This window comes from Streptomyces sp. SAS_281, from assembly GCF_052542855.1.
Map to the genome: position 1 here is coordinate 1 of NZ_JBMNDO010000257.1, position 1,328 is coordinate 1,328.

1 protein-coding gene is annotated in these 1,328 nt (G+C 70.0%); it reads left to right on the forward strand.

Annotation, left to right across the window (positions count from 1 at the left end):
- On the forward strand, positions 1-1,328 hold a 1,328-nt coding region (locus tag ACN6LM_RS38015), incomplete at both ends, for a type I polyketide synthase (protein WP_445069984.1).

Here is a 1,328-nt window from a genome sequence, read left to right on the forward strand (position 1 = left end):
ATTCCGCCCACGCGCGCCCCTTCCGCCCGCCCCGAGGGGGCGGGCGCGGGGGAGCCGGTCGCGGTGGTGGGCATGGCGTGCCGCTACCCGGGCGGCGTGTCCGCGCCCGAGGGCCTGTGGCAGCTGGTCACTCGAAGTACCGACGCGATGGGTGCGTTCCCCTCCGATCGCGGCTGGGATGTCGCCGGTCTGTTCGATCCCGAGGTGGGCCGTGCGGGGAAGTCGTACACGCGGGAGGGCGGTTTCCTGCGGGACGCGGCGCTGTTCGACGCCGGTCTGTTCGGGGTGAGCCCGAACGAGGCGCTGACGATGGACCCGCAGCAGCGGTTGCTGCTGGAGACGTCGTGGGAGGCGCTGGAGCGATCCGGTGTGGACCCGCTGTCGCTGAAGGGGAGCGCGACCGGTGTGTTCGCCGGTCTGATGTACCACGACTACGGTCTCGGCGCCGACGCGGCGGTCACCAGTGGCGGCAGCCTCGTCTCGGGCCGGGTGGCTTACACGCTCGGTCTTGAGGGGCCGGCGGTGACGGTGGACACGGCGTGTTCGTCGTCGTTGGTGGCGATGCACCTGGCGGCGCAGTCGCTGCGTTCCGGCGAGAGTTCGCTGGCGCTGGCCGGCGGTGTCACCGTCATGTCGACACCCGACATGTTCGTCGACTTCAGCCGCCAGCGCGGCCTCGCTCCGGAGGGCCGCTGCAAGTCCTTCTCCGCCGACGCGGACGGCACCGCCCTCTCCGAGGGTGTGGGTGTGCTGGTGCTGGAGCGGCTGTCGGACGCCCGTCGCAACGGGCACCCGGTCCTCGCTGTGCTGCGTGGTTCGGCGGTCAATCAGGATGGTGCGTCGAACGGTCTGACGGCTCCGAATGGTCCGTCGCAGGAGCGTGTCATTCAGCAGGCTCTGGCTGCGGCCGGTCTGACCACCGCCGATGTGGACGCGGTGGAGGCGCACGGTACGGGTACGCGGTTGGGTGACCCGATCGAGGCGCAGGCGTTGCTGGCGACGTATGGGCAGGAGCGGGCGGAGGATCGTCCGTTGTGGCTGGGTTCGGTTAAGTCGAACATCGGTCATACGCAGGCGGCTGCTGGTGTGGCGGGTGTGATCAAGATGGTGATGGCGTTGCGGGAGGGTGTGCTTCCGGCGACGTTGCATGTGGATGAGCCGTCGCCGGAGGTGGACTGGTCGGCGGGCGACGTGCGGCTTCTGCGGGAGCAGGTCGCCTGGCCGGTTGCGGAGGGTCGTCCGCGTAGGGCGGGTGTGTCGTCGTTCGGTCTGAGTGGGACGAATGCGCACGTGATCCTCGAAGAGGCGCCTGCGGTTGAGGAGCCCGT